2 protein-coding genes are annotated in these 2,186 nt (G+C 21.1%); both read left to right on the forward strand.

Going from position 1 to position 2,186, the window contains the following annotated elements; genetic code table 11:
- The coding region (locus O3802_RS07595; RefSeq protein ID WP_371458995.1) for a helicase HerA domain-containing protein at positions 1–1,235 on the forward strand (1,235 nt) is incomplete at its 5' end.
- Between the two features lie 240 nt (positions 1,236–1,475).
- A complete protein-coding gene (locus O3802_RS07600; protein WP_371458996.1) occupies positions 1,476–2,024 on the forward strand; it encodes a hypothetical protein in 549 nt (182 codons plus the stop codon).
- Positions 2,025–2,186 lie beyond the last annotated feature (162 nt).

The raw sequence follows: 2,186 nt of genomic DNA on the forward strand, positions 1-2,186 counted from the left end.
ACTATATAGATATATCAAATTTAAAAGAAGATTGGTTAGAAATATTGTTATTAACAATAGGAATATCATTACCTGCTATATTAGTATCTTATATTTTGTTGAATAATTTATTAGAGAGAGTAAGAAATATTCAGAAATTAGCTGAATTGATATTTACATCAGGATATTTTATAAAACCTCAATTAATGGAAAAATCAAATGTTAATAATTTAGATGATTTTTTAAATGTAAAAGGTTTAGTAAAAAGTAGACAAAGCTATAAAGAATTATATTTCCCAAAATTTTATATAAAACAAAGTAAAAATGAAATTCAAATATATATTAGATTAGATGGTTCAAAATTTCAGAAAGAATTTTTAGAATTAGAAAGTAAATTAGAATATACATTTAAAATAGAATTACAAGATAAGCAAGTTATAGATGAGTTTGTAATATATACATTATCTAAATTTTCATTAAAAGATAGATTAAATTTTAATGAAAATAATTTAGAAGATAATAGTATAAGGTTAATGAGAAATGTAATATGGGAATTTAGGAAAAGTCCTCATGCTTTAATAGTAGGTGGAACAGGTGCAGGAAAATCTTATTTAATATTTTATTTAATAAAAGAAATATTAAAAAAAGGATATTATCTGAATGTAATAGACCCTAAAATATCAGATTTAACAAAATTAGGTTATGTATCTAAAAAGAATTTAGTAGTATATGAAAAATCACAAATAATATATTTATTAGAAGATGTTATAGAAATAATGGATAGTAGATATAAGCAGATGTTAGGAATAAATGATAATTTTGGTGAGGATTATGTAGCTTATGGATTAAAACCTTATTTTTTAATATTTGATGAGTTATTAGCTTTTATTTCTATGTTAGATAATAAAGAGAAAAAAGAAGTAATGGCAAAACTTACTAATATTGTTGTGAAAGGTAGACAAGCAGGAGTGTTTGTAATTTTTGCAACACAAAGACCTGATACTGATGTTCTTGACGGAAAAATAAGAGATCAATTAGGATTAAGGATTGCGTTAGGAAGTTTATCGAGTGACGGATATAAAATGATATTTGGTGATACAAATACAGCTTATAAAGAAATTGGTTTAAAAGGTGCAGGATATTATCAAATAAAAGAAATTATAGATAATCCTAAAGTATTTTTATCACCTTACATAGTTAATGGTGATTTAGTAGGTCAAGAAATAATGGAATTAATAAAAGAAAGAGGGTTGTAGAATGAATAAAAAAGGGAAAATAATAGTGTTAATATTTACAGTATTATATTTAATATTTTTTGTGTATGGAATAATTCAATTAAAAGAGATGTATAATAAATTTAGTTATGGAATAATAGTTTTAATAATGATTGCAATGTTTATAGCTATATTTATTTATTATTTATGTTTTATGCATTTAATTTTTAAAAAGTATGACAAAAAAAAATAAAAATGTTATAATTTTATAGGGTGATTTAATTGGAAAATGAATATAAAAAAAATAAATTTGATTGGTTTGTAAGAAATGAAAATAGTGTTATAAAAATTTTATTTTCATTGTTAATTTCTACTTTTTTAACAGCGTTTTTAGTAGGAAGATTAAGAAAAATTTTACCATATATTACATCAAAAGCGAAAGAGGTAAAAAGTATAGAGTTAAAGGTTACAAATTTAGAATATATATTATTAATTATAGGATTTTTATTAATTTTATTAATTCCTGTTATTTTAATGTTTTTAGATAAAGAAAAGAAATATTTAAAGATAATTTCTTTTGTAGCAATATGTGTAAATGCTTTTGTGGTATTTGTTAATTTATGGAATGTTTTAGAAATAAGTGAATATTTAGTATTATCATTATTCTTATTAGTATGGTCTATTATATATATAATAATAGAATTATTAATTAATACATATAAATGGTTGTGGATTTCAAAAGATGATAAGGATAGTAAACAGATAGATGTAGCTAAACTTACATTTATTTGGGCAATAATAATATTTATTTATGGTGTATTCTTTAAATAATTACTTGAAAATGTAGATAATACTTGATATAATGGCATTATAAAAAGATTAGGAGTGTTTTTATAATGAAAAAATTTTTAATGGTATTAGCAACTATTATATTAAGTATTAGTATAGTAGGTTGTTCTAGTTCAAGTAAGAAATATGATAGTGATATAAATA

The sequence above is a fragment of the Gemella sp. 27098_8_92 genome, from assembly GCF_041433685.1.
Classification (GTDB): Bacteria; Bacillota; Bacilli; order Staphylococcales; family Gemellaceae; genus Gemella.